Below are 25,951 nucleotides of genomic sequence, written 5' to 3'. Positions count from 1 at the left end.
CAAACCGCGCCAGCCGAGCAGCCACAGTGTTGGATTTTTGCGTCTCGTTCAGCGACCAGACAAGGGAGACAGGCTGCCTTTCACATCAGTGTTTGCTATCAAAAGCAGAGTTATTGCGCCCTCTGATTGGGCATCCGCCGCGCTTTTTGCTTACACCGCATCCGCGCAGATTACATGCTGCGCTGGCTGGGCAATGCGCACATAGTCCTCGCTGTTCAGCACCATCGAGCGGTCCAGCCTGCCGGCATTGAAGGCGATTTCGCCAAAACGCGCCACCAGGCCCGGATCCACCACCAGCGTAATCTGCGGCGCCAGGCTGAACGGAGGGATTGCGCCAATCACGCAGCCGGTCTGCTGCGTGGCTTCTTCGGCACTAGCCAGCGTCATCTTGGGCAACCCGAGGGCAGCCGCAAGCTTGCGAAAATCCAGCTTCTGGTCACCCGGAAGCACCGCCAGCACCCAGTTCTCTCCAACCGCCCCACTCCTGGTTCTGCACAGCATGGCCTTAGCGCCCTGGCCCGGCGCCGTACCGCGAATGCGTGCCACCTCTTCCGATTTGCCCTCTGCCGGGTGCTCCAGCACGCGGTAGCGCGCGCCATGGCCGTCGAGCAGTTGCACCAGTTGATCAAACACCATCACTCAATCCTTGCGCGGCGCAACGGTGGCGCCCTGTATCTGGTGGCGGGCCAGCGCCTCGGCCACAAAGCCATGCGCCTTGGCCTCTTCCACAAAATCGGACAGCCATTGGGCCACGACCGTACCCCGTGTTTTTGGCACACCCATGGCCTGCTGAATCACCATGAAGCGCCCGGGCAGCATGCGCAAGCCGCCGCGTTGCGCCACGCTGGTCTCCAACTGGGTCTTGACGCCTGCGGCCACATCGCCCGTCGGCGCCAGAAACACATCCACCACCGCAGGCGATGTCGGCGCACGCACGATGCTGGCGTGCTTGAGTTCGCGCGACAGGTACAGGTCGTAAGCGCTGCCCTGGCCTACCACCACGGTATGACCCGCCACATCGACCTGCGCGTTGTCAGTGAGCGGCGAATCGCTGCGCACCATGTACGCCCCTTCAATCAGCACATAAGGCGCAGAAAATGCGATGCCTGCACCGCGCACCGGATCGACAGCGAAGAACCCGAAATCCGCCACACCATTCGTCACCGCGTCGACCGACTTGGCCGCTGCCTCGAACACCTGCAGCTCCAGCGGCACCCCCAGCTGTGCAGCCAGGCGATGCGCCAGGTCCACCGAAACACCGGCAGGCGTGCCATCGGTCTGCAGCCGCGCCAGGATGGGGTTGCCCACGTTGATGGCAGCGCGCACGCGACCCGTGGGAGCGAAGGCAGAAACGATGTCGGCACCAGCAGTCATGGCAAGGCTTTCGTCAAAAACAAAGGCCTGCACCAAAGTGGAATGCAGGCCTTGAATCGTTCATGGGTGAGCGCGTGGCAGGCGCGGATCAGAATGGAATATCGTCGTCCATATCGTCAAAGCCCGACGCTGCGCGCGGGGCCGGTGCGGGCATGGGTGCGGGCGCCGGACGCGGTGCAGGTGCCTGCTGTTGGCGGGGAGCCATGGCAGGCGCCGGCGCGCGGCGTTGCTGGTAGCCGCCTTGGCCACCACCCTGGCTGCCACCACCCTGGCTGCCACCGCCCTGATCGCCGTAGCCGCTGTCGCCATAGCCGTAGTCGTCGCCACCGCCCTGGCCTTGGCCGCCCTGGCCCTGACGGCTGCCCAGCATCTGCATGGTGTCAGCGCGAATTTCGGTGGCGTAACGCTCCTGGCCGGTCGCCTGGTCGGTCCACTTGCGGGTGCGCAGGCTGCCTTCCACATACACCTGGCTGCCCTTGCGCAGGTACTGGCCCACGATTTCGGCCAGACGCCCATTGAACACCACACGGTGCCATTCGGTGGATTCCTTGTTCTCGCCGGTGTTCTTGTCGCGCCAGCGGTCGGTGGTGGCAATGGTGACGTTGGCGACCTGGTCGCCCGAGGGGAAGGTGCGGATTTCGGGATCGCGGCCCAGATTGCCGACGATGATGACTTTGTTGACGGATGCCATGGTGAAAATGAGTCCTTGAAAAATGGGCGCCTACTATGCGTTGGCAGCCTTGCTGGCCCTGCGGCCTTCAAACGCCCATCACTGGTGAAAAACAGGATCGTATCCTACCCCAAAGCGCAATCCGGGTGCATGGCAGGATCGACAGAAAAACAGGGCTTGGCCCGTTCAGCGGGCCGAACCATTGCCAGCGCTCACTTTCTCCTTTTCGCCACTGTGGTCTGCACGCGCCACTGGACGGAGTGGCCAGGTCACAACCAGCCACAGCAAGGTAAGCACGGCAGTGGCGGCGAACAGGCCCGTCGGCCCGGCCCACTTGGCCAGGACGCCACCCAGCGCGCCGCCCGCAAACAGCCCCAGCGACTGCAAAGTGTTGTAACAGCCCAGCGCCGCCCCGCGCAGCGGCGCCGGCGCCATGCGCGAGACCAGGCTGGGCTGCGTGGCCTCCAGCGCATTGAAACCGCAGAAAAACACAAACATCAACAGTGCCATGCACCAGATGGTGGGAATGCTGCCGCCAGCCGCCAGCATGCCCAGTCCCACCTGCACCACCAGCACCAGGGCGATGGCGCCCAGCAGCGCGGCACGCAGCCTGCCCCTGCGCTCCATCGAAAACAGCGCTCCCATGGCCACAAATGACAGCACCACGGCCGGCAGGTAGACATGCCAGTGCTCCGCCTTGGGCAGGCCTGCCTGCACCAGCATGGCTGGCACCGCCACCCACATGGCCATCTGCACGGTGTGTAGCACAAACACGCCACCGTTCAAGCGCAGCAGATCGGCGTGCCGGAGCACATCGCGCAGGCTGCCGCGTGGGCCGTCGTGGTGTACCACCGGCTCGGGTGGCACCACCCACAGCACCACGGCAATCCCTGCCAGCGCCAGGCCACAGGTCAGCAGAAACAGACCCGACAGGCCGATATGCACCACCAGCAGCGGGCTGATCACCAGGGCCAGCGCGAACATCAGGCCAATGCTGGCCCCCACCAGCGCCATGGCCTTGGTGCGCACGGCATCGCGCGTCTGGTCGGCCAGGAGCGCCGTCACCGCAGCCGATACGGCGCCTGCGCCCTGCAGCGCCCGGCCGATCAGCAGCGTATGCAGATTGCCCGCAAGCCCGGCGAGCAGACTGCCTGCCGCAAATACCAGCAGGCCCAGCACGATCACCTTCTTGCGGCCCAGCCGGTCGGAGGCCATGCCCAGCGGCAACTGGCACACTGCCTGTGTGAGCCCATAGATACCCATGGCCAGCCCCACCAGCGCCGGATCATCTCCGCCAGGGTACTTGCGCGCCTCCAGTGCAAAGACGGGCAGCACCAGGAACAGCCCGAGCATGCGCAGCGCAAAGATCAGCGCCAGGCTCACGCTGGCACGCCGCTCGGCAGGCAGCATGGCGGATGAAGAAGAGGATGGACGGGAGGAGCGCGGCAAGGGAGAAATCAGAAGATGGGCCAAAAAAGCAAGGGGCTGACAGTCAGCCCGCAGCGCGACAAGGATTATCGCCAGCGGCAAGTGTAGGGCGGCACCACAATCCTTACAGACAACAGGAAACAACACGCTTCCAAATCAATAGCTGCCAGTACTGATTTGGCGTATGTATATTCCATTTTCTACCGCTGTACTTGCGCGACATCAACATCTTTTGCGCCCCATGGCATGGCTATTTGCCCTGTACAACCTTGGCGCCAAAGTGCGTCGGTCACACACAAAACCCGCTGGCTGGCTATCATGGGGAGTTTTGGTTCTCCGCGCCTCCCATGCCACCACGCACTCCGACCATCCCCAATGCCGCCCTCGATCTGCACGCCGAACTGGGTGAACCCCTGGCGCAGGACGACGGCCGCTACCTGGGTGCGCGCCTGGCGCACAGCCGCATCGCCATCCGTGGCGCACGCACCCACAACCTCAAGAACATCGATCTCGACATTCCGCGCCACCAGCTGGTGGTGATTACCGGCCTGTCGGGCTCGGGCAAATCTAGCCTGGCGTTTGACACCCTGTATGCCGAGGGGCAGCGCCGCTATGTCGAGAGCCTGTCGGCCTATGCACGCCAGTTCCTGGGCCGGCTCGACAAACCCGATGTCGACCTGATCGAGGGCCTGTCGCCAGCCATCTCCATCGAGCAGAAAGCGACCAGCCACAACCCGCGCTCCACCGTGGGCACGGTGACCGAAATCCACGACTACCTGCGCCTGCTGTACGCCCGCGCCGGCACGCCGTTCTGCCCGGATCACAACCTGCCGCTCGCGGCGCAGACCGTGAGCCAGATGGTGGATGCGATCCTGGCGCTGCCGCAGGACACCAAGCTGATGATCCTGGCCCCCGTGGCACGCGGCAAGAAGGGCGAGTTCGTCGAGCTGTTTGCGCAGATGCAGGCGCTGGGCTATGTGCGCTTTCGGGTCGATGGGCAGATGTACGAGCACGAAGCGCTGCCGCCTCTGGCCAAGAACGAGAAACACGATATCGACGTGGTGATCGACCGCGTCAAGATCCGCCCCGATGTGCAGCAGCGCCTGGCCGAGAGCATTGAGGCGGCGCTGCGCGTAGGCGGCAACGAAGGCAACGGCCGCGTGCTGGCCATGGAGATGGACACCGGCAAGGAACATCTGTTCAGCAGCAAGTTCTCGTGCCCGATCTGCAGCTACGCGCTGGCGGAGCTGGAGCCGCGGCTGTTCTCGTTCAACTCGCCGCACGGCGCCTGCCCTTCCTGCGACGGCCTGGGCGTGCATGAGGTGTTCGACGTTGACCGCGTCGTGGCATTTCCCTCGCTGAGCCTCGCCAGCGGCGCGATCAAGGGCTGGGACCGGCGCAATGGCTATTACTTTGCCATGCTCGAGAGCCTGGGCCGCCACTACAAGTTCGACATCGAGCAGCCTTTCGAGAGCCTGCCGGACATCGTGCGGCAGGTGGTGCTGTACGGGTCGGGCAGCGAAGACATCGCTTTCAAGTACGAACTGGCCAGCGGCGAAAACGCAGGCAAGCTCATCACCAAGAAACACCCGTTCGAAGGCATCCTGCCCAATATGGCAAGGCGCTACCGGGAAACCGATTCCAGCATCGTGCGCGATGAGCTCTCGCGCTACCAGAGCGTGCAGCCCTGCCCCGACTGCCACGGTGCGCGCCTGCGCCGCGAGGCCCGCTTTGTGCGCGTGGGCGAAGGGGACGAAGCCCGTGCCATTCAGGACGTGAGCCATGTCACCCTGGCTGAGGCCTATGACTGGTTCAGCCACCTGCACCTCTCCGGCGCCAAGGCCGATATCGCCGCGCGCGTGATCCACGAAATCCGCACGCGCCTGCAGTTCCTCAACGACGTGGGTCTGACCTACCTCAGCCTGGACCGCAGCGCCGAAACGCTCTCGGGCGGCGAGGCGCAGCGCATCCGGCTGGCCTCGCAGATCGGCAGCGGCCTGACGGGGGTGATGTACGTGCTTGACGAGCCCTCCATCGGCCTGCACCAGCGCGACAACGACCGCCTGATCGCCACCCTGATGCACCTGCGCGACATCGGCAACAGCGTGATCGTGGTCGAACACGACGAAGACATGATGCGCGCGGCCGACCAGATCATCGACATGGGCCCGGGTGCAGGCGTGCACGGTGGCCGGGTGATGGCGCAGGGCAGCTATGCCGACATCTGCGCCAACGCGCAGTCGCTGACCGGCCAGTACCTGAGCGGAAAGAAAACCATTGCCGTGCCTCCGCACCGCACCCCCTGGCTACCGGTGCTGGAAGGCACGGTGGGAGCGCCCGCGGGCAAGCCCGTGGGGGCCAAGGCGGAATCGCACTTTCCGACCGTGGAAGCCTCTCTCGCCAAGAAGACTCCCAAAAAGGGAGCAGCCAGCGTTCGCCAGTCAAGCGCCAGCAGCACATCTGGCATCAAAAGCATCGATCCGCACGCCGTGCAGACCCTGCGTGTGGCGGGTGCCAGCGGCCACAACCTCCACCAAGCGACGGTGGATTTTCCGGTAGGCTTGTTCACCTGTGTGACCGGCGTCTCGGGCTCGGGCAAATCCACGCTCGTCAACGACACCCTGTACGCTGCGGCGGCGCAAAAGATCAACCGCGCGCAAGGCGATGTGGCGCCGTATGACGAAATCGAGGGGCTCGACTACTTCGACAAGGTCATCAACGTGGACCAGTCCCCCATTGGCCGCACGCCGCGCAGCAACCCGGCCACCTACACAGGTCTGTTCACGCCCATCCGCGAGCTGATGGCCGAGACCAACACCGCCAAGGAACGCGGCTATGGCCCGGGGCGCTTTTCCTTCAATGTGGCCGGTGGCCGTTGCGAAGCCTGCCAGGGCGATGGCATGGTGAAGGTGGAGATGCATTTTTTGCCTGACGTGTACGTGCCCTGCGACGTGTGCCACGGCCAGCGCTACAACCGCGAAACCCTGCAGGTGCAGTGGAAGGGCCAGAACATTGCACAGATTCTGGACATGACGGTGGAAGACGCTCACACCTTCTTCAAGGATGTGCCGACCATCGCGCGCAAGCTGCAGACTTTGTTGGATGTGGGCCTGTCCTACATCCGCCTGGGCCAGAGCGCGACCACCCTGTCGGGCGGCGAGGCCCAGCGTGTCAAGCTTGCGCAGGAACTCTCCAAGCGCGACACGGGCCGCACGCTCTACATTCTGGACGAGCCCACCACCGGCCTGCACTTTGCCGATATCGACCTGCTGCTGAAGGTGCTGCACCAGTTGCGCGACGCGGGCAACACCATCGTCGTGATCGAGCACAACCTGGACGTGATCAAAACCGCCGACTGGGTCATCGACATGGGCCCCGAGGGCGGCGCGGGCGGCGGCCAGGTGGTGGCACAGGGCACCCCCGAAGAAGTGGCGGCCAACCCGGCAAGCCATACCGGGCGGTATCTGGCGCCTTACCTTCGGGCCTGAGGCGACCGTTTTCAGAGCAAGCCCGCAATCCGATGACCGATACCAAGCAACGCCACACTGCGCATATGCCCGCGAGCCTGATTTTTCGCACCGCCCGCCTTGCCGATCTGCCCGCCATCATTGCCTTGCTGGCAGACGATGCCCTGGGCCGCGAGCGCGAGGTGCTGGTCGACCCTCCTGATTCGCGCTATATCGCGGCATTTGAAGCCATCTGCGCCGATCCGAACCAGCGCCTCGTGGTGGCAGAGTTGCAGGGCCAGGTCGTGGGAACCCTGCAGCTGTCCTTTGTGCCCGGCCTGTCGCACACCGGGGCCTGGCGCGGCCAGATCGAATCGGTACGCATCGCTGCTGCATTGCGCGGCATTGGCGCTGGCCAGCAGATGCTGGAGTGGGCGGTGGCGCAATGCCGTGAGCGGGGCTGCTCGGTCGTGCAACTGACCACCGACAAAAGCCGCACCGATGCGCACCGCTTCTACCAGAAGCTTGGCTTCGAGCCCAGCCATCTGGGCTTCAAACGCAAGCTGTAAGCCGCCTTTGAACAGGTTTTCAGGGCACCAGGCGAATCAGCTTGCCGTCGGGCCCATCCGTCAGCAGATAGACCAGGCCATCCGCGCCCTGGCGCACATCGCGGATGCGTTCGCCCAGCGATTCATACAAGCGCTGCTCGCCGGTGATGCGCCCATCCTGCACCTGCAGCTTGGCAAGACTGCGTGATTTCAACCCGCCCACCAGCAAACTGCCCTTCCAGCCCGACCCGTATCGATCGCTGGTGACAAAAGCCATGCCCGATGGCGCGATGCTGGGCACCCAGTAATGCAGAGGCTGCTCCATGCCAGCCTTTTGCGTGCCCTCGCCAATCTTGCCGCCGCCATATTCCTCGCCGTAGGTGATGAAAGGCCAGCCGTAGTTTTTGCCGGGCTGCGGGCGGTTCACCTCATCGCCGCCCTGGGGGCCATGCTCGTGTTGCCAAAGCTGGCCATCAGGACCCATCGTCAGGCCCTGGCTGTTGCGATGGCCGTAGCTGTAGATTTCGGGCAGCACCTCCAGCTTGCCGACAAAGGGGTTGTCCCTGGGCACGCTCCCATCTGCGGCAATACGCACCAGTTTGCCGTGGTGGTTGTCCAATTTCTGCGCATCGTTGCGGTAGGAGTAGCGGTCGCCCAGGCCGAGGAACAGCGTGCCGTCGCGCGCCTGGGCAATGCGGCAACCAAAATGCGCGCTGCTTTTGACCTTGGGGCGTTGGCTGAAGATCCGTTTGACCTCTTCAAGCTGGCGCTCATCCGCAGCAACACGTGCGCTGCCGAGCGCCGTGCTGTTGGTCTCCTTGTCTTGCCCGGGTTCGCTGTAGCAAAAGTAGATGCGGCGGTTGCTGGCAAACTGGCTGTCGGCCACCACATCCAGCAAACCGCCCTGCCCGCCGAATGCCACGGCGGGCACGCCTTTCAATTCAGTCTGCTTGATGCCCTGTGCGTTCAGCAGCCACAGCTTGCCCGCGCGCTCGCTCAGCAGCCAGCGCTGGTCGGGCAGGGGCGCAATCGCCCATGGGTTGGCCAGGCCGTTTGCCAGCACCTCGGGCCTGGGCAAGGCGGGCTGCGCCAGCGCCACGCCTGCAGCCATGCACACGCCAGCAAAGACCGACAGTTGGCGCAGCGCGCTCCAGCGCAGTGGCGTAGGCGACAGTGGCAGAAGATTCGGTGCCATGGGGCCTCCTCTTGGTCGATTCCAGACAGTACCATGGTGACCATGGACCAACACCTCAGTTCCCCTTCTGCCGCATCCGATTCCCTGTCCGATGCCATCTGGGATTTCATCGTCATCGGAGCCGGCATGGCTGGCAGTTCCACCGCCTGGCAGCTGGCAGAGCGCGCATCCGTGCTGGTGCTGGAGCGCGAATCGCAGCCCGGCTACCACACCACGGGCCGTTCTGCCGCGCTGTTTGAAGAGCATTACGGCCCCGCCCAGGTACAGGCGCTGACACGCGCCAGCCGCATTTTTTACGAGCAGCCGCCAGCCGACTTTGCCGAGCAGCCCTTGGTGGGACCGCGTGGCGTGCTGTATGTGGCGAGCAACGACCAACTGCCGCAGCTGCGCAAGGAGTTTCAGAACGCACAGCTGCATTCCCCCCATGCCCGCTGGTTGGATGCCACGGCCCTCAAGGCCCTGCTGCCTGCGCTGAACACCGAAGTACTGGTGGCCGGCTTTGCCGACGATGGCGCGCGCGACCTCGATGTGCACGGCCTGCACCAGGGATTTTTGCGCGGTCTGCGCCAGCGCGGCGGCCAGCTGTGGACCGATGCCGACGTGCAGGCGCTGCAATGGAATGCCCAGGCACTGCGCTGGACCGTACAACTGGCCGATGGCCGCAACGCACAGGCGCGCCACATCGTCAACGCCGCCGGCGCCTGGGCCGATGTGATGGGCCAGCTGGCAGGTGCTGCGCCCATTGGGCTCACCCCCAAGCGCCGCAGCGCCTTTACCTTTGCCATGCCCGATGGCATGGACGGCCATGCCTGGCCGGCGGTGATCGATATCGATGAGCAGTGGTACTTCAAACCCGATGCGGGCCAGTTGCTTGGCTCTCCCGCGAATGCGGATGCGACTACGCCGCACGATGTACAGCCCGAAGAACTGGATATTGCCATTGGCATTGACCGCATCATGCAGGCCACGCAGTTCGACATACGCCGCCCCAGGCACACCTGGGCGGGCTTGCGCAGCTTTGTGGCAGACGGAGAAATGGTGATCGGCTGGGATACCCAGGCGCCCGCGTTTCTGTGGGTGGCCGCGCAGGGCGGCTACGGCATCCAGAGTGCTTATGGCTATTCGCTGCTCGCGCGAAACCTCGCACTGAACGAACCCCTTGACCCCGTGCTGCAGCAGCACAGCGTGCAGCGAGGTGCACTATCGCCACAGCGCCTGCAGACGCTGTAAAGACTGAAAAGCAGCAGGCCCAACTGGGCCGGTTACTCTAAGGCATGGGTGAGTCGGCAGCGGTTGTGGGCTGAAGATTGGCGAAGCCACTTTGGGTAGCAATACCGCAGTGCCAGCAAAGTGCAGCCCCCATCTCTACACTGGGCCAAAACAGCACAACAACAGCTCTGCCGCCATGTCTTCCTCTTCTTCGTCGTCGCCCCCGTTCAGCCCACGGGATTTGATGCTCGCCATGGCCGTCGTTGTGATCTGGGGGGTGAATTTCGTGGTGATGAAATGGGGCCTGCGCAGCCTCACGCCCTTTGAGCTGGGCGCCATGCGCTATATCTGCGCGGCGTTTCCTCTGGTGCTGTTCTTCAAGCCGCCCAAGGTGCATTGGCGCTGGGTAGTGCTGTTTGGCCTGCTGCAGGGCGTGGGACAGTTCGGCTTTCTGTTCACGGCGCTCAAAGTCGGCATGACAGCGTCGCTGGCCAGCGTGATTCTGCAGACCCAGGTGTTTCTGACAGCCGTATGGACCTGGGTGCTGTTGCGCGGCAAGCCCGCACGCCCTTTGGTAGCTGGCATGTGCATTGCCGCGTTGGGCCTGGGCTGCCTGCTGATCAATGAGCTGCGCAGCAACGGCACGGGCGGCACCACGCTGGCGGGCCTGCTGCTGGTGCTGTGTGCGGCCACCTCGTGGTCCTGCTCGAACGTGGTGGTGCGCCTCGCGCAAAAGGAAAACGCCAGCTACGACCCGATCGCCTTCATCACCTGGGGCAGCCTGATGCCGATCATTCCTTTCATCGCGCTCTCGGCCTGGCTGGACGATGGCGATATCGGCAGGTGGACGCAGTGGCAGACGTGGCAGCAGATTCCGCTGCTGGCGTGGGCGTCCATTGCCTATCTGGGCTGGGTTGCAACCACCATCGGCTATGGGCTGTGGACGCAGCTGATCCAGCGCTACTCCGCCAATCGCGTGGCGCCCTTCAGCCTGTGCGTACCGGTGATCGGCCTGTCCACTGGCATGCTGATGCTGGATGAGAAGGTGACCCCCTGGCAGTGGGCCGGCGCCGTGCTGGTGGTGCTGGCACTGGTGGTGGTGATCTGGGGCGGGAGGCTGGTGGAGGTCGCGCGCAGGCAGCGCCTATAAAAGGACCTCTTGCACTTGATGGCAAAGCGCAATTCGCTATCTATTTTATAGCTAACTGAAACCCTGCGAGTCCCAAGCCTGCGTCATTCCTCAATGTTGGCGGCGTCGACGATCTTCTTGTACTTGGCGACTTCCGTCTTCAGGAAGGCTGTCATGTCGACCTTGGGCGATGCCAGCACATTGCCGGTTGCCTCCATCTTGGTGCGGAAGGCGGACGACTGCAGGGTGTCATTCAACGCAGCCTTGAGCTTGGCAGCGACCGGTGCTGGTAGCTTGGCCGGCCCCATCAGTGCAAACCAGCTATTGATGTCCACATGCTTGAACTGCGGGTTCTCGGCCAGGGCCGGGATATCCGGCGTCACGCTGGAGCGTTTCGCCTCGGTGGTGCCCAGCGCCACCACCTTGCCCGCCTTGATGTGCGGCAGGCCCGATGAGAGCACGAATACGCCGAACTCGAGGTTGTTGCCCACCAGATCGTTCGTCAGCGGCGCCACGCCCTTGTAGGGCACATGGATCATGTCCAGGCCGCCACTTTGCTTGACCATTTCACCGGCCAGGTGCAAGGCGGTGCCGACACCAGAGCTGCCATAGCTGTACTTGCCCGGATTCGCCGCCACCAGCCTGATGAAGTCATTGGCGTTCTTGACGCCGGTGGAATGGGAGGCCACCAGGACCATCGGCTGGGTGGCCACCAGGCCAATTGGCACAAAATCCTTGAACACGTCGTATTTGACGGCTTTGTTGATCAACGGCGCAATCGCCATTTCGTTGTTGGCCGATACCAGCAGGGTATAGCCATCCGCTGCGGCCTTGGCTACTTTTTGCGCACCGATGGCCCCGCCCGCCCCACCCAGGTTCTCGATCACGACTGGTTGTTTCAATCGATCCGACAGTTCAGTCGCCACAAGGCGCCCTACCAGATCGGTGCTGCCACCGGGCGGATAGCCGACCACGATGGTAATGGGCTTGCTGGGATAGTTGTCTGCGGCCAGTGCCGGGATCGCCAGCGTGCCGAGCGCCGCAGCGCAGAAAACCGGCATCATGTGCCGGCGCTTCAAAAAGTTATGCATGGTTTCATCCTTGTGCGGCGCAGACACCGGAAAGTGCCACACCAGCCATGCCCCATTGTGCCCACAAAGGAGAGGCAGACCAATCCAAAAGATTGATCACACCCCACGCACTATAGCGGCCGGTTCAATCGCTTTTCCACCTGGCGGCGTTCCCAATCCGAGCCGAGAAACGGCACCCACTGGAACAGCCTGTTGGCTTGCAACAGCAACGCCAGGCCCCAGCCGAATGCGGGCCACACCACCCACCAGTAGTGGCGCTGCGTGAATGCATTGACCAGGGCCAGTACGGCGATGACAACGACATATAGCATCAACTGCCGGTAAAAGCGACCCAGTTTGCGCACATGGCGCATTGCCAGCCATTCTTCCTGCGCGCGCTGCTGGTCGCTTGCAGTGGTCATTGGCGCTGGGGCTGGCGGTAAAGCGTTGTCAGCGTCTGGGCTGCCCGTTGTCTGTTCGGATGCATGCATGGCCGGAACTCCTCGTAATTGCTGAAAGTCCACCTCAAAGACGGACGCCAGCGATTTCCAGGTCTCGACCGTGGCACCACTGCCTTGCTCGATACGTTGAATGGTTCGCACACTCAGGCCGCTCAGTTCGGCCAGCTGTTGTTGGGACCACCCTCGTTGCAAACGCAGTTTTTGAACCAGCATGTCATTTCTCCTGAAACATCGCCACTGCAATGTGCCAAGTTTCCGTGTGCTGCACCACGCCAGCAGGCCGCCATCCGCACGACAGAGAGCCGACAGGCACTGGACAGTGCCCCTCAGTCCACTGCGTTCAGCATATCCCGCGTTTGCTGCGCAGCCAGACGCGCCGCCTGCGCGAAGTCATCGCCCTGAGATGCGTACAGAACCGCACGCGAGGAATTGATAACGATGGGGCCGCCCCCGATCCGTGCGGCCTTGACCGTGGCCACGGCATCGCCACCCTGCGCGCCCACGCCAGGAATCAGCAAGGGCAGCGACGGTGCAAGCGCACGCACGCGCTCGATTTCCTGGGGGCGTGTGGCGCCCACCACCAGGCCGAGCTGGCCGTTGGTGTTCCACGGGCCCTGGGCCAGTTGGGCCACATGCTCGAACATCCGGGGGTTGCCGGGCACATCGGCCAGCACCTGGGCCTGCAGGTCATCACCACCCGGGTTGGAGGTGCGGCACAGCAGGAAGGCGCCCTTGCCTTCGTATTTCAGATAGGGCGTGATGGAGTCAAAGCCCATGAAAGGCGACAAGGTCACCGCATCGGCGCCATAGCGCTCAAAGGCTTCCTTGGCGTATTGCTCGGCGGTCGATCCGATGTCGCCGCGCTTGGCGTCGAGAATCACCGGCACATGGGGTGCAACGGCACGCATGTGGGTCATCAGCTTTTCCAGCTGGTCCTCGGCGCGATGGGCCGCAAAGTACGCAATCTGGGGTTTGAAGCTGTTGACCAGATCGTGGGTGGCATCCACGATGGCGGCGCAGAAATCATAGATTCTGGACGCATCGCCCTTCATGGCCCCGGGAAAGCGGCCGGGTTCAGGATCCAGGCCCACGCACAGCATGGAATTGTTTTGGGTGGCTGCGGCGCGCAGCTGGTCAATAAATGGCATGACCCGTATTGTAAAAGGCCGCCCTCCATGGCTTTTGCGCAGCTGACTGTGCCATGCGGGGATTGCAGTTACCATCGCTGCCCATGCCTACCCTGTCGCGAAAACAACTGATTACATTGACACTGCTGACCCTGGTCTGGGGTCTGAACTGGCCGGTGATGAAACTGGGCGTGCAGCATTTCCCTCCGCTGGCTTTCCGCGCCAGCTCCATGCTCATCGGTCTGCCCCTGCTGGCGGCCTTGCTGGTGGTGCTGAAGACGCCCTTCAAGGTGGAGCGCCGCTACTGGGGACGGCTATTGGTGCTCGGCCTTTTCAACATGGTGCTGTGGCACACCTTGATCATCATTGCCATCCCCTTGCTGCCCAGCGGGCGGGCCGCCATTCTGGGCTATACCATGCCCATTTTTTCAGCGGCCATCGGCGCCCTGTTCTTCAGCGACCGCTTGCCTGCGCGCGCCTGGGCTGGTGTCGCAGCCGCAGCGGGTGGCGTGTTGCTGCTGCTGTGGAATGAGATGGACAAGCTGGGGGGCAAGCCCACGGGGGTGGCGCTGATGCTGGTGGCTGCCGGTAGCTGGGCGCTGGGCACGCAGTTGCTGCGGCGCACCACAATCCCGGCACCGACACTGACGCTGGCTTTCTGGATGACTGTGGAAACCGCTGTCTGCCTGTGCGTGCTGACCACGGCGCTGGAACGCCCGCAGTGGCATGCCCCCGATGCAATGGCCTGGGGCGCCATTCTTTTCAATGCCATCCTGGTGATTGGCTTTGCACAGGTGGCCTGGTTCTTTCTGGTGCGCACCCTGCCGCCATTGGCCTCCACATTGAGCGTGATGATGATCCCGGTACTGGGGGTCTTCAGCGGCGCGTGGTGGCTGGGGGAAGTTCTGCACTGGCAGGACTGGACGGCTGTGGCCTTGATGGTAGTGGCCATTGCCTCGGTGCTGTGGCCGAGCAAAGCCAGCACCCGAGCCTAACCCAGCGTATTGGCAGGCGATCACTGATGACGCCGGGCTGTTCCTCAGCGCTGTCCCGGCGCCAAAGCCAGGTTCTCTGCACTTATCTGCAATAAAAAACGCACTATCAAAACGATAGTGCGTTGCGCTCTCCAGATGGGCACTAGCCCATGCTTGGCTTAACGAGGTGCGTTCACCAGACGGGTTACGTCGCGGTCATTGGGCAGTGCGTAGTCGTAACCCGCAAGGATACGGCTGTCTTCGGTACGCACGAGCTTGAGACTGACGTAGGTGAAGTTGGCAGCTGGCGAGTAGGTGCCCACCACCACCATCGAGGCGTTCTGGCTGCGGGCAATGTCGCGCATCTCGCGCGACAGCATCAACTCGCCAGTGCCTTCGCGCACATACAGATCGGTGCGCAGCTTGACTTCCTTGACGTGGAAGCCGCGTGCCGCCATCTGGTTGGCGTAGATCTCGGACAGCGTGCGACCCAATGGGGCCGACGCATTGGTGTTGTTTACGTTCACCACGGTGGCCACCAGCACGGGGCCCGTGCCCACGGCTTGAGGCGCCACGGTGGCCGTCAGCTTGTTGATGGCATCCTGGCTGCTCGCCAGGAAGTTGTTGGCATCTGCAGCCTGGTAGGTAGGCTCGGTGCGAACCGTGCTCACCGGCTGGGCGGGAACGCCCCAACTGGTGCAGCCTGCCAGGACTGTGGCAGATGCGAGAGCTGCAATGGAAGTCAGTCGCATCATCATTTGTTCACCACCTTCATGTTCACGGCACGATAGGCTTCGGTCTTGGCGAACTGGCCGACGGAGGCGTTGTCCACATAGTACACATTGGACTTGCGCGCCACGTACTGGCCTTGGCGCAGCACGGTCGAGGTCAGCAGCACTTCCGAGTAGGCAGGAGCGCCAGCGGCGGTGACGGGCTGGTAATCTGCATCGCCAATGGTGGCGCCAAAGCCGTTAAAACCTTCACGGCTGTAGCCATTGCCGTCCACATGCTGCAGATTGTGGTGCACGATCTTGGCGTCGTAGTTCAGTTCAAGCTGCTGGCCAGGGGTGTTGTAGACCGAGGCGCCATGCTGCACCAGCTTGGTCACCACCAGATCGTGGAACACTGCATCAAACGCGCTGGCGTTCTGCGGCAGGGCTACATACAGCGGCGTCTTGGCATTGAGGCCGTTGCGCTCCAGAGTCGCCATGGTTTCTGCGACCACGTCGCTGGCCATCAGGTCCCAGTGACCCGCAGCACGCACCTTCATCTGGGTTGGTTGCGCATAGTTTGCGCCGTATGGAACGGGAGCTTCTACCGCGCAGCCCGTCAATGCGAGCACAGCGCCAGCCAGCGCTGCAGCTCCAATGGTCTTTTTCAATGCCATGTTTTCCCTCCTCGGAATTGGAATGTGGGCGAGCCGATGCCCGCCCATGCTTGGTTCCATTGTTGTAGATGTGGTGGCGCAAAGACAAGGAAAACGATCCAAAGTGCGAGCACAACGAAGCATTTTGTTGTTTTTGCTCACACTTTAGTGTTTACTCCTTGCAAGCGCTCCGCCCTAGGGAGCCACGAGCCACCACCCGCCGGTCACCTTCAGCCGTTGGCGCGCTTTTCCAGAATCTCGAACGCTGGCAGTGTCTTACCCTCCAGCACCTCAAGGAAAGCACCGCCGCCGGTCGAGATGTAGCCGATCTTGTCTTCGATGCCGTACTTGGCAATGGCTGCCAGCGTGTCGCCGCCACCGGCAATGCTGAAAGCGGGCGACTCGGTAATCGCTGCGGCAATGGTTTTGGTGCCGCCCGCAAACTGGTCGAATTCGAACACGCCGACCGGGCCGTTCCAGACGATGGTGCCGGCCTGTTTGAGCTGCTCGGCCAGCCTGGCCGCCGTCTCGGGCCCAATGTCCAGGATCATGTCGTCGTCGGCCACATCCGTCGCCTTCTTGACCGTGGCGGGCGCATCAGCTGCAAAGGTCTTTGCCACCACCACATCGGTCGGAATGGGTACATTGGCGCCGCGCGCTGCCATGGCATCGATCACCGCCTTGGCTTCACCCACCAGATCGGCCTCGGCCAGCGACTTGCCGATCTTCAGGCCAGCGGCCAGCATGAAGGTGTTGGCGATGCCGCCGCCCACGATGAGTTGGTCCACATTGTTGGACAGCGATTGCAGAATGGTCAGTTTGGTCGACACCTTGGAGCCCGCAACAATGGCCGCCAGCGGGCGCTTGGGGTTGGCCAGCGCCTTGCTGATGGCATCGATCTCGGCAGACAGCAGCGGGCCTGCACAGGCAACGGGTGCGTATTGGGCGATGCCGTAGGTGGTGCCTTCGGCACGGTGGGCGGTGCCAAAGGCATCGTTCACATAGATATCGCAGAGCTTGGCCATCTTCTGCGCCAGCTCGGGAACATTCTTTTTCTCGCCCTTGTTGACACGGCAGTTTTCCAGCAGCACGACCTGGCCGGGCTGCACCTCGACGCCGTCGACCCAGTTGGCAACCAAGGGCACATCACGGCCCAGCAGTTCGGCCATGCGCCTTGCCACAGGAGCGAGCGAGTCTTCGGGTTTGAACTCACCCTCGGTCGGACGGCCCAGGTGGCTGGTCACCATCACTGCAGCACCGGCCTTCAGGGCCATCTCGATGGCGGGAACCGACGCACGCACGCGTGTGTCTTCGGTGATGTCGCCGGCATCGTTCAACGGCACGTTCAAGTCGGAGCGGATGAAGACGCGCTTGCCTTGCACCTTGCCCTGGGCACACAGATCGGAGAAACGGAGGATGTTCATGGAGTGGTCGTCACAGAGTCAAAAAACCGAAGGACAGCATGGCCGCTGCCGGAATTGCCGCCATTGTAGAGGCGCCATCCCGGCACGCGCAGGTGCCCCCGGTGGCATGCGTCTCAGCAGTGATAGAGATCAAAGGAAAATCGGCCACCAGCGCGCCACCAGCAAGCGCATCCACATCAAAATCAATAGCAGATCACCAACCCAGACCAATGTGCAGAGGCAGGTACACCGCCATACCGACCACGATGGTGCCCAGAATGCCGCGCTTCTTGAAGTAATAGAGGGTGGCGCAGACGAGCGCAGGAATGCGCGCATCCAACACCGTGGTGATGAGGTGCCCCTGGGTCATCAGCACCTCTGGTGCGATGACGGCGGTGAGCGCCGCGAGCGGTGCGTATTTGAGGCCGCGCTTGAGCCAGTCCGGCAGCGGCAGCTCGTTTTTCGGGATCATGAAGAACGCGCGGGTAATGACGGTGATCACCGTGAGGCCGACGATGGCCGCCAGTTGGTAGAGCAGTTCCCAGTCTTCGGCGCTCATCGCACATGCTCCTCGTGTACGGGCACGGCGCTGGTGCCATCATCGGGCTGCTCCGGCCCGGGCGACGGCAAGGGCTTGCTTTTGGCCACAACCACAATCTTGGGCTTGCGCCCGCGCTGATCGACGGCCTCTACCAGGAGGCCGATCGTCACGGCGCAGGCAATCGCCACCAGGATATTGAGCTTGAGCGGGATGCCGTAGGCCGCAATGGCTGCAGTGGCGGCAATCACTGCAGAAACCTTGGTGGCGCGATCAATCAGCATGGAATACAGCACGCCCAGCAGCGCCAGCACCCCGGCAAAGCCCAGGCCCCACTCAAGCGGTACCACGTTGGCCAGCAGGATGCCGGCAATCGAGAAGCCTTGCCAGGCCACAAAGTTGATCGACGAGGCACCCCAGAAGTAGTACACCTGCTGAGGCTTGGGCACAGGCGCGCTATAGCGGCGCATGAAGGCCACAAAGATCACGTCGCCGCTGAAATAGCCGATGCACAGCCGGTGCCATAGCGGCAAGTGCGCAAAATAGGTGCGCCACATGCTCGAGAGGATGACGAAGCGCAGATTGACGCATGCCGCCGTGAACCACACTACCCACAGCGGCGCGCCCGCAGCCAGCAGCGGCAGCACGGCCAGTTGGGCACTGCCGGCATAGACGACCAGCGACATGAAAATGGCCATCGGCGCCGAAATACCCGCCTTGACCATGGCCACGCCTGTCACCAGCGCCCAGGCGGCAATGCCGACTGCGGTGCCGGACATATCGATCACCCCGGCACGAAAGCTCGGATGCTCGGTTGCGCGGCGCAGCTGCTGCAGGGTCATGCAGCCGCCGGTGCAGATGGATCGTCGCCCAGCATCTGGCCCGCCTGCAGTGCATGGCCACGCAAAAAGTCTGCAGCCTTCAAGCGCTTGCCGCCGGGACGCTGCAACTCGGTGATGCGCAAGGCTCCGTTGCCACAGGCCACGACCACGCCATCATCAGACACAGACAAAATCTGCCCGTGGTGCGCTTGTGGATTGCGCTCTTTGCTATCAATTTCTGCAGCCCACAGCTTGACAACTTCGTCGCCGATACGGGTAGAGGCAGCAGGGAACGGGTTGAACGCACGGATGCGGCGGTCGATCTGCTCGGCGCTGTCGCCCCAGTGGATGGTGCTTTCCGCCTTCTCGATCTTGTGCGCGTAGGTGACGCCTTGCGCAGGCTGCGGCGTGCGACTCAAGCCGCCGCAGGCGCTCATCTCCAGCGCCTCCACGATCATGCGCCCACCCAGTTCGGCCAGCTTGTCGTGCAGGCTGGCGGTGGTGTCGGTATCGGCAATCTTCAGGCGCTCGATCAGGCACATGTCCCCGGTATCAAGGCCAATATCCATCTGCATGATGGTGACGCCGGTCTCGGCATCGCCCGCCTCGATGGCGCGGTGGAGGGGGGCCGCCCCGCGCCAGCGCGGCAGAAGGCTGGCATGGATGTTGAGGCAGCCCTTGGCAGGCAGATCCAGCACCCACTGCGGCAGGATCAGTCCGTAAGCGGCCACCACCATCACATCGGGCTGCGCCGCCAGCAAGGCATCGCGGGCGGCTGCCGCTTCATCGGGGTATTTGCCATCGAGGCGCAGGCTGTGCGGCTGGCTGACGGGAATGTGGTGGTCCAGTGCGCACTGCTTGACAGGCGATGCCTGCAATTTCATGCCACGGCCTGCCGGGCGGTCAGGCTGAGTCAGCACCAGAGGCACATCAAACCCGGCTGCCAGCAACCGCGTGAGCGCCACACGGGCGAATTCCGGCGTGCCGGCAAATACTACTTTCATGTCGTTTGGTGGTGGCGCAAGGCCCCTGTCATCGGCAGACTTGCACAATGGCTGCAAGCCGCCTGTTAATCACGCTGGCGCGGCTCGGGCGTGGGCTCGTCCATGAACATCAGCTTTTGCACGACGCCCTGCGGATCGATATGCACATGCGCGAACCGCTTGATGTTATTGTCCCAGAAGCGGTAGGTAAAGACGCGGCCCTTGAAACTGTAAACCTGGGTGACTTCCATCGGTGGCCCAAAGTCCTGCAGCAGCTGCCGCTCGGTGTACTGGCCGTTGCGGATGGCGCCAAATTTTTCAGCCGTCAACACCTGTGTCGTGGACTGCAACTGGCCATCGGCCCCAAAGCGCAACTGGAAGGCCTCGCGCCCCATGGGCTGGGTGGAATAGAGCCAGCGCTCACCTCCATCATCGGTTTTGACCACCGAATACGGCGCACCCAGCTTGGCCTGCACCGCCTGCGCACTGTCGCCCGGCTTGAACTGGGTGGGATAGGCACAACCCGCAAGCAGCAGCCCCGCCGCCAGCACTGCCCACAGCCTGTGCAAAAGGCTTGCGGGACGGCAGCCTGCCTTTTGAAAGGATGCGGTGCCATGGCGCAGGGGCGTGTGCATATCAGGCTTTCGCGTCCGCCAGATCGCGCTTTTGCTGCTTGACCAGCTTGGTCTTGATGCGGTTGCGCTTGAGCGGTGAGAGGTACTCGACAAACACCTTGCCCATCAGGTGATCCATCTCGTGCTGGATGCAGATGGCCAGCAGGCCCTCGGCGTCGATCTCGCGGCTTTCGCCCTTTTCATTCAGCGCCTTGATCTTGACGGCCACCGAGCGCTCGACGCCGTCATAAATGCCGGGCACCGACAGGCAGCCCTCATCGCCCATCTGCTTTTCATCGCTGGCCCAGAGAATTTCCGGGTTGATGATGACCATGGGCTGGTCGCGCTCTTCGGACACGTCAATGACGATGACACGCTCGTGCACATCGATCTGCGTGGCCGCCAAGCCAATGCCGCTGGCGTCATACATGGTGGCCAGCATGTCCTGGGTGAGCGTGCGGATACGGTCGTCCACCACTGCAACAGGTTTGGCCACCTTGTGCAGACGGGGGTCGGGATAGCAAAGAATCGGCAGAATTGTCATGGATTTGATCTGTGAATGTCGTTATTTTCGCCACTTTTGCTCGCCAATGCCCGCCCGGCTTGCAATAATCATTGATCGATCAAGGGCTTGGCCCGAGAATCAGAGCGAATTACAAACGATTGAACGCTGGTCGGCTGCAGCCCGCCAGCGCATGTGAGGGAGTCACCCGGCAATGCCAGCATCCACGCCAACCCAGCCACTGTTCCGCCATCTGCGCGTCACCGCTGTTGCGACAGCCATCGCATCGGTCTGTTTCACCAGCCTTGCGGCAACACCAGCATCGCAATTGCCGGTTACCGCCCAACAACGCAGCACTGCACAAAAAGTGGCATCGCAAGGTATTCCAGAGAGCGATCTTGCAGCCAAGGCTCCAGATACCTATGTGGTCAAGCGCGGCGACACGCTGTGGGATATCTCTCGCATGTACCTGAAGCAGCCATGGCGCTGGCCCGAGCTGTGGGGCATGAACCTCAAGACCATTGCCAATCCACATCTCATTTACCCGGGTCAAACCCTGTACCTGGAGCGCAAGGATGGATTTGCGCGCCTGGCCACTTCGCGCAGCGGCGAGGACGAAGTCATCCGCATCTCTCCGCGCGTGCGCAGCGAAAGCCTGTCTGGCAACGCATTGCCCGCTGTGAACCAGCGCCTGATCGAAGCCTTCCTGGTAGAGCCCGAGGTACTGGGCGAGGGTGAAAGCGAAAAAGCGCCGCGCCTGGTGGGCGCCACCCAGGAACGCGCCCTGCTCTCCCCCGGCGACCGGGTCTATGGGCGCTCGGCCGACAACTCGCTGGAAATGGGCCAGGAGCGCCAGTTCTACCGCGTGTTCCGCAACGCGACGCCTATGAAGGATCCGGAAACCGGCGCCATCCTGGGCTACGAAGCGCAGTACCTGGGCAAAGTCCAGTTGGTGGCCGGCGAACGCCAGGAAACCACGCTGGATGTGAAGGGCCGCCAGCACACCGACCCCGTACCGGCCTCGCTCGACGTGACTTCGGTCAAGGAAGAAATCCGTATCGGCGACAAGCTGCTGCCCATGCCGCGCCTGCAGGTGACGAGCTACGTGCCCCACGCGCCCGATGAGCACCTGCAAGGCAGCGTGGTCTCCATCTACGGCAGCAACTCCGTAGCCTACGCCGCCCGCAACAACGTGATTGCCATCAATCGCGGCCAGGCGGACGGTGTGGAACTGGGCCATGTATTCCGCCTGATGACGCGTGGAGCCCGTATCAAGGACAAGACGGATGCCGACCAGACCGTGATCAAGCTGCCGAACGAAGCCAATGGCCTGGCCATGGTGTTCCGCACCTTTGACAAGGTTTCCTACGCCTTGATTCTGGAGGCCAAGGAAGGCGTGAAGGTCGGTGACGCCCTGATCTCGCCCGACTACCGCCCCTGACAGGTATCTGCCCCCACCCGCGCAGCCCTTGAACCATGCATGAACAGGCACTGCGCGACTGGATTCAACTGACAGCCACGCCAGGCCTGGGCAATGCGTCGGTTCGCCGCCTGCTTGCCCAGTTTGGCCTGCCAGCGCAGATACTGGCGCAGCCCGCATCCACGCTGCAATCCTGCATCTCGGCGAACCAGACAAAAGCCCTGCTCCATCCATCGGATACCGTCCGTAGCCTGCAAACAGCAACCTGCGCATGGCTGCTGGCGGCACCATCATCTTCGCTAAGGCGTCACATCATCACCTTGGGCGACCCAGACTACCCGGGCCGCCTGCTGGAAACCGCCGATCCTCCTGTTGTGCTGTACCTGTTGGGACATGAGCAATGGTTTGGCGCAGACGGTTTGCTCAAGGCTTGGCCAGATAAATCCCTGGCAATCGTCGGCAGCCGCAATCCCACGGCGCAAGGCTGTGCCAATGCCCATGCTTTTTCTCAGGCACTTGCAGGCCAAGGCGTGAGCATCGTGTCTGGCTTGGCGCTGGGTATTGATACTGCTGCGCACCAGGGCGCTCTGGCAGCACCGCCTCTTGAAACCCCGGCGACCATCGCCGTGATCGGTACCGGTATCGACCGTGTCTACCCCAAGCACAACCATGCACTGGCCCAGCAGATTGCAGAACACGGTCTGATCGTGAGCGAATACCACCTGGGAACACCGCCGTTGGCGCAGAATTTCCCCAAGCGAAATCGCATCATCTCGGGACTGGCACTGGGTACGTTGGTGGTGGAAGCCGCTCCGGAATCTGGCTCGCTGGTGACCGCACGCCTTGCCAATGAACAAGGGCGTGAAGTGTTTGCTATCCCAGGCTCCATCCATTCCCCCCAGAGCAAGGGCTGCCATGCACTGATCCGGCAAGGCGCCAAACTGGTCGAAACAGTCGCAGACATTCTGGACGAACTGCCAGCGCTCTCCTGCACTAAGGTAGGCAATGCGCCGTCTGCAGCAGCAGACGCGGTTGCAGGCGCACCCTGCTCCCAGCCCCCTGCCAACCCATTGCTTGCAGCATTGGGCTATGACCCGACGGATTTGGATACACTGTCTGCAAGAACCGGCTGGGATGCAGCGACCTTGCAGATCCAGCTGCTTGAGTTGGAATTGCAAGGCCAGGTGGCACGCCTGCCAGGCGGTCTGTACCAGCGTCAAATCAGCGGCTGATCGGTACAGTAGTCAGTAGTTGACCCGTGGCTGGTTGCCGGCAGGCCTACTGCAACAGGCGCTCTGGATTGGCTTCGATCTTTGCCAGGGCATCGCGCGCGGCACGGGCCGTGATGCCTTCCGCATCGCGCGGCACCAGCAAGCCCGATTGCAGGTAATTGCCCATCCGGCGCAACTGGAACAGAAAATACACGCCGCTGAGCGCGGCAAACAATTGCAACTGCCGGTGCTTGCTGTGCCACGCATATTGCACCTGCATGGGGCTGCCATTGTGGTCCAGCATGAACCAATGGCCTACTGCCAGGTGCTTGGCCCATTCCAGCACTTCAGGCGAGACCTGCGTGCCATTGTCTGCAATCACATGGATGGAAGTGGTATCGATACCCAGCATGAGCTCGATGCTCTCGGCGCTGAGCGGATAGTCTTCGGTCACAACGTCATCGAGCGCATCTTCGAGGTGGGCCAGGCGTTGTGCCATCGCCTCGATGCGCTCGCGGGGAATTTCATGGGTCTTTGCCAAAAACGCACCGGCAACGATGTCCATCAAGGATTTGACGATTTCATCCTGTCGTTCATTCAGGACCCCTGCCAGCGTCAAACCCTGGCGCAGAACGGTCTGCAGCACAGGCAACTGGCGGATGACCTTGGCACGCTCTTCCTTGCTGGGCTTGGCGGACGCGGACCACACCAGATCCAATGCAGCCTGCTTGAATTTCTTGGTGTTCTCGTGCTCGGCCCCGAACCGGATGGTCGACATCGCCAAAACATCCGACCATTGCTTGAACAGGAATTCACGCACCTCGCCATCGACCGGCATGTCCAGCAACATATCACGCAGCTGGATCGTGTACTGGATGGCGAGCGTCTCCTTCTGCTCCACCTGTTGCGCCAGGCTCACCAGCTCCTGGGCCTTGGGCGTCTGCTCGGTCAGATTGGTTTCCAGGAACTTCTGGAATTCCTTGAGCACCAGCTGAAACACGCGGCTGCCCGTTTCGGGGTATTGCTCAATCACCTGCACCACACGCTTGACTTCGGCCTCCAGTGCCGTCCCGCTGAGCGCTGAGGCCTCGAAGCCCAGAACGCAGGCGCCCATGCGGTCGATCAGCTGACGGGCCGGGTGCTCCATGTCATTGAAGAATGCGGGTTCCGCCAAGGCCACGCGCAGCACCGGTACCTGCAGACGCGCAAACCAGATTCGGATACCGGCGGGTATGCGGTCCTCATTCAGAATGCTCTGGAACATCAAGGCGATGATTTCAATGATCGCCTTTTCTTCGTCGGATGTTGCAACGCTCTTGAGCGAGGACGATTGCTGCCTCGCAGCCATGGCCACTGGCGCAATGATGTGCGCAGCGCCATATTGGGTCGGGCCCGGAACGGTATCGAACCAGGCCGACTCCATCACCGAGGGTTGTGCGATCAGCGCCTGCTGCAGTGCGTGGGAGATCAGTACACCGCCTCCACCGCCGCCGCCTTGTCCTGTTCGCGCGGTCGCACCGCCGCCAACCATGCCCCCACCACCGGCTGCCCCTGCAAGTCCGCCCAGAAAGCTACGCAGTTGCGCAAGCACGCCCGTCGCCTTCTGCCTGGCGGCGGCAATCGCCCCCATTCCCTGCACTGCGGCAAAATGGGGTGCCACGTCAGCCATTCCTGTGGCCAGTCCTGCCCCGGCAGACATGTTGGCGGAGAAGGTTCCTGGCACTACTTGCCCTGCGCCTACTGCTGCGGCACCGCTGGCAGCCTCTCCTTCCGTCCGCTTGATGCGGCTGCCTTTCAGATCCTCTTCCGTGGCAGCATTTTGTTCGTTGTAGAACTGCTGCACACTTTCATAGTTCCTTGCACCTACAGCGGTAATCTGTGCCAGCAACTCCGTGCGGAGCATCTCCAGCGTGGGGCGGTCCAGCCCTGCACCCTCCCAGGCCTCAATCAGCTTCTGGCACCAGATTTCGGGACGCAGAATATCGCTCGCCCCCAACTCCTCATCTTCCAGAAACTGGGTGACTCTGCGGACATGGTCAAATGCAGGCGCCACGGCTTCCAGAACCTGGGCCGCCATGCGCGAGGCAAAAATCTTGCCATTCATCGCCTCATCGGTGACCAGCTCCAGCATCAGGCTGGAGGACGATGTGTCTTCCTGGGCATCCCCGCTCAACAGGCTTTGACGAAAGAGCCTGGTGGCGGCGTCAATCCAGGCCTTCTGGTGCTTCTCCAGCTTCTTCGATGCATCGCTCAGGGCCACATGGCTGCGCCCTGCATCCACCATGGGTTTCGCCAGGGTTGCAGCCAGTTGCTGATTCAGTTGCAGAATCACCACGGGAAGCCCGGCACATAGACCACCGACAAACCGCAATCGCGCCTGCCGGGCCAGTTTCTTTTGCCAGATGCGTTGGTGCGATGGAGCGACAGCCACAGAATTCCCGATGCGTTAATGTTATTGGGGC

General features: G+C 62.5%; 24 protein-coding genes. 7 read left to right on the top strand and 17 right to left on the bottom strand.

Translation table 11 applies throughout. The features are described from left to right. Positions 1–150: 150 nt before the first annotated feature. From ACH2DG_RS00530 to ACH2DG_RS00515, 4 genes are all read right to left on the bottom strand, one after another. A complete protein-coding gene (locus tag ACH2DG_RS00530; protein ID WP_395023776.1) occupies positions 151–636 on the bottom strand; it encodes a YbaK/prolyl-tRNA synthetase associated domain-containing protein in 486 nt (161 codons plus the stop codon). 3 nt (positions 637–639) lie between these two features. Beyond that, positions 640–1,374: an ABC transporter substrate-binding protein gene (locus tag ACH2DG_RS00525; RefSeq protein WP_395023775.1), complete on the bottom strand. Its 735-nt coding sequence runs from the start codon at positions 1,372–1,374 to the stop codon at positions 640–642. Positions 1,375–1,462: 88 nt separating this feature from the next. Next, the gene (gene ssb / locus ACH2DG_RS00520; protein ID WP_395023774.1) at positions 1,463–2,065 is read right to left on the bottom strand and encodes a single-stranded DNA-binding protein; all 603 of its coding nucleotides are present in this window, start codon (positions 2,063–2,065) and stop codon (positions 1,463–1,465) included. Positions 2,066–2,230: 165 nt separating this feature from the next. Continuing rightward, on the bottom strand, positions 2,231–3,454 hold the full coding sequence (locus tag ACH2DG_RS00515; RefSeq protein WP_395024117.1) for an MFS transporter: 1,224 nt from the start codon (positions 3,452–3,454) through the stop codon (positions 2,231–2,233). 365 nt (positions 3,455–3,819) lie between these two features. On the opposite strand from ACH2DG_RS00515, the gene uvrA reads away from it, so the two are divergent. After that, positions 3,820–6,960, top strand: a complete 3,141-nt coding sequence (gene uvrA, locus ACH2DG_RS00510; protein ID WP_395023773.1) for an excinuclease ABC subunit UvrA — start codon at positions 3,820–3,822, stop codon at positions 6,958–6,960. A 65-nt stretch (positions 6,961–7,025) separates the two neighbouring features. Next, positions 7,026–7,487: a GNAT family N-acetyltransferase gene (locus tag ACH2DG_RS00505; protein WP_395024116.1), complete on the top strand. Its 462-nt coding sequence runs from the start codon at positions 7,026–7,028 to the stop codon at positions 7,485–7,487. A 19-nt stretch (positions 7,488–7,506) separates the two neighbouring features. Here the strand turns inward: ACH2DG_RS00505 and ACH2DG_RS00500 are convergent, their stop codons facing one another. Continuing rightward, on the bottom strand, positions 7,507–8,661 hold the full coding sequence (locus ACH2DG_RS00500) for a PQQ-dependent sugar dehydrogenase (protein ID WP_395023772.1): 1,155 nt from the start codon (positions 8,659–8,661) through the stop codon (positions 7,507–7,509). 84 nt (positions 8,662–8,745) lie between these two features. On the opposite strand from ACH2DG_RS00500, the gene ACH2DG_RS00495 reads away from it, so the two are divergent. Both ACH2DG_RS00495 and ACH2DG_RS00490 read left to right on the top strand, forming a co-directional pair. Next, positions 8,746–9,891, top strand: coding sequence for an NAD(P)/FAD-dependent oxidoreductase (locus tag ACH2DG_RS00495; protein ID WP_395024115.1), 1,146 nt, complete (start codon positions 8,746–8,748; stop codon positions 9,889–9,891). Positions 9,892–10,066: 175 nt separating this feature from the next. Further along, entirely contained in the window at positions 10,067–11,020 is a 954-nt protein-coding gene (locus tag ACH2DG_RS00490) for an EamA family transporter (RefSeq protein ID WP_395023771.1), read from the top strand. An 83-nt stretch (positions 11,021–11,103) separates the two neighbouring features. On the opposite strand, the gene ACH2DG_RS00485 is transcribed toward ACH2DG_RS00490, so the two are convergent. The 3 genes from ACH2DG_RS00485 to pyrF all read right to left on the bottom strand — a co-directional run bounded on the left by ACH2DG_RS00485 (position 11,104) and on the right by pyrF (position 13,678). Beyond that, positions 11,104–12,063 carry a Bug family tripartite tricarboxylate transporter substrate binding protein gene (locus tag ACH2DG_RS00485; RefSeq protein ID WP_395024114.1) on the bottom strand — a complete coding sequence of 320 codons (960 nt, stop codon included), beginning with the start codon at positions 12,061–12,063 and terminating at the stop codon, positions 11,104–11,106. A gap of 137 nt (positions 12,064–12,200) precedes the next feature. Beyond that, positions 12,201–12,743: a helix-turn-helix domain-containing protein gene (locus tag ACH2DG_RS00480; protein WP_224150567.1), complete on the bottom strand. Its 543-nt coding sequence runs from the start codon at positions 12,741–12,743 to the stop codon at positions 12,201–12,203. 113 nt (positions 12,744–12,856) lie between these two features. Next, complete coding sequence (gene pyrF / locus ACH2DG_RS00475; protein ID WP_395023770.1) at positions 12,857–13,678, bottom strand: orotidine-5'-phosphate decarboxylase; 822 nt, start codon at positions 13,676–13,678, stop codon at positions 12,857–12,859. A gap of 83 nt (positions 13,679–13,761) precedes the next feature. Between pyrF and ACH2DG_RS00470 the strand changes: the two genes are divergently transcribed. Beyond that, entirely contained in the window at positions 13,762–14,652 is an 891-nt protein-coding gene (locus ACH2DG_RS00470) for a DMT family transporter (protein ID WP_395023769.1), read from the top strand. Positions 14,653–14,810: 158 nt separating this feature from the next. On the opposite strand, the gene ACH2DG_RS00465 is transcribed toward ACH2DG_RS00470, so the two are convergent. The 8 genes from ACH2DG_RS00465 to def form a co-directional block, all read right to left on the bottom strand. Further along, complete coding sequence (locus tag ACH2DG_RS00465) at positions 14,811–15,389, bottom strand: FlgO family outer membrane protein (RefSeq protein WP_395023768.1); 579 nt, start codon at positions 15,387–15,389, stop codon at positions 14,811–14,813. Further along, on the bottom strand, positions 15,386–16,018 hold the full coding sequence (locus ACH2DG_RS00460; RefSeq protein WP_395023767.1) for a hypothetical protein: 633 nt from the start codon (positions 16,016–16,018) through the stop codon (positions 15,386–15,388). The genes ACH2DG_RS00465 and ACH2DG_RS00460 overlap by 4 nt, the downstream gene beginning before the upstream one ends. Positions 16,019–16,227: 209 nt before the next feature. Further along, positions 16,228–17,421, bottom strand: coding sequence for a phosphoglycerate kinase (locus ACH2DG_RS00455; RefSeq protein ID WP_395023766.1), 1,194 nt, complete (start codon positions 17,419–17,421; stop codon positions 16,228–16,230). Between the two features lie 193 nt (positions 17,422–17,614). Continuing rightward, entirely contained in the window at positions 17,615–17,959 is a 345-nt protein-coding gene (locus ACH2DG_RS00450; protein ID WP_395023765.1) for an AzlD domain-containing protein, read from the bottom strand. Further along, complete coding sequence (locus ACH2DG_RS00445) at positions 17,956–18,780, bottom strand: AzlC family ABC transporter permease (protein WP_395023764.1); 825 nt, start codon at positions 18,778–18,780, stop codon at positions 17,956–17,958. The genes ACH2DG_RS00450 and ACH2DG_RS00445 overlap by 4 nt, the downstream gene beginning before the upstream one ends. Further along, positions 18,777–19,763 (bottom strand): methionyl-tRNA formyltransferase, encoded by a 987-nt coding sequence (gene fmt, locus ACH2DG_RS00440; protein ID WP_395023763.1) that lies wholly within the window; start codon positions 19,761–19,763, stop codon positions 18,777–18,779. The genes ACH2DG_RS00445 and fmt overlap by 4 nt, the downstream gene beginning before the upstream one ends. Before the next feature lie 65 nt (positions 19,764–19,828). Further along, positions 19,829–20,377, bottom strand: a complete 549-nt coding sequence (locus tag ACH2DG_RS00435) for a hypothetical protein (protein ID WP_395023762.1) — start codon at positions 20,375–20,377, stop codon at positions 19,829–19,831. Between the two features lies 1 nt (position 20,378). Then, on the bottom strand, positions 20,379–20,900 hold the full coding sequence (def, locus tag ACH2DG_RS00430) for a peptide deformylase (RefSeq protein ID WP_224150577.1): 522 nt from the start codon (positions 20,898–20,900) through the stop codon (positions 20,379–20,381). A gap of 172 nt (positions 20,901–21,072) precedes the next feature. On the opposite strand from def, the gene ACH2DG_RS00425 reads away from it, so the two are divergent. Then, complete coding sequence (locus ACH2DG_RS00425) at positions 21,073–22,299, top strand: LysM peptidoglycan-binding domain-containing protein (RefSeq protein WP_395023761.1); 1,227 nt, start codon at positions 21,073–21,075, stop codon at positions 22,297–22,299. A gap of 35 nt (positions 22,300–22,334) precedes the next feature. Further along, entirely contained in the window at positions 22,335–23,510 is a 1,176-nt protein-coding gene (gene dprA, locus ACH2DG_RS00420; protein ID WP_395023760.1) for a DNA-processing protein DprA, read from the top strand. Positions 23,511–23,556: 46 nt separating this feature from the next. Here the strand turns inward: dprA and ACH2DG_RS00415 are convergent, their stop codons facing one another. Beyond that, positions 23,557–25,920, bottom strand: a complete 2,364-nt coding sequence (locus ACH2DG_RS00415) for a DUF1631 family protein (RefSeq protein ID WP_395023759.1) — start codon at positions 25,918–25,920, stop codon at positions 23,557–23,559. Positions 25,921–25,951: the final 31 nt, after the last annotated feature.

The organism is Comamonas odontotermitis, from assembly GCF_040396735.1.
GTDB lineage: Bacteria > Pseudomonadota > Gammaproteobacteria > Burkholderiales > Burkholderiaceae_C > Comamonas > Comamonas odontotermitis_C.
Note: the sequence above shows the minus strand (reverse complement) of the source record. Positions and strands in the feature narration are given on the sequence as shown.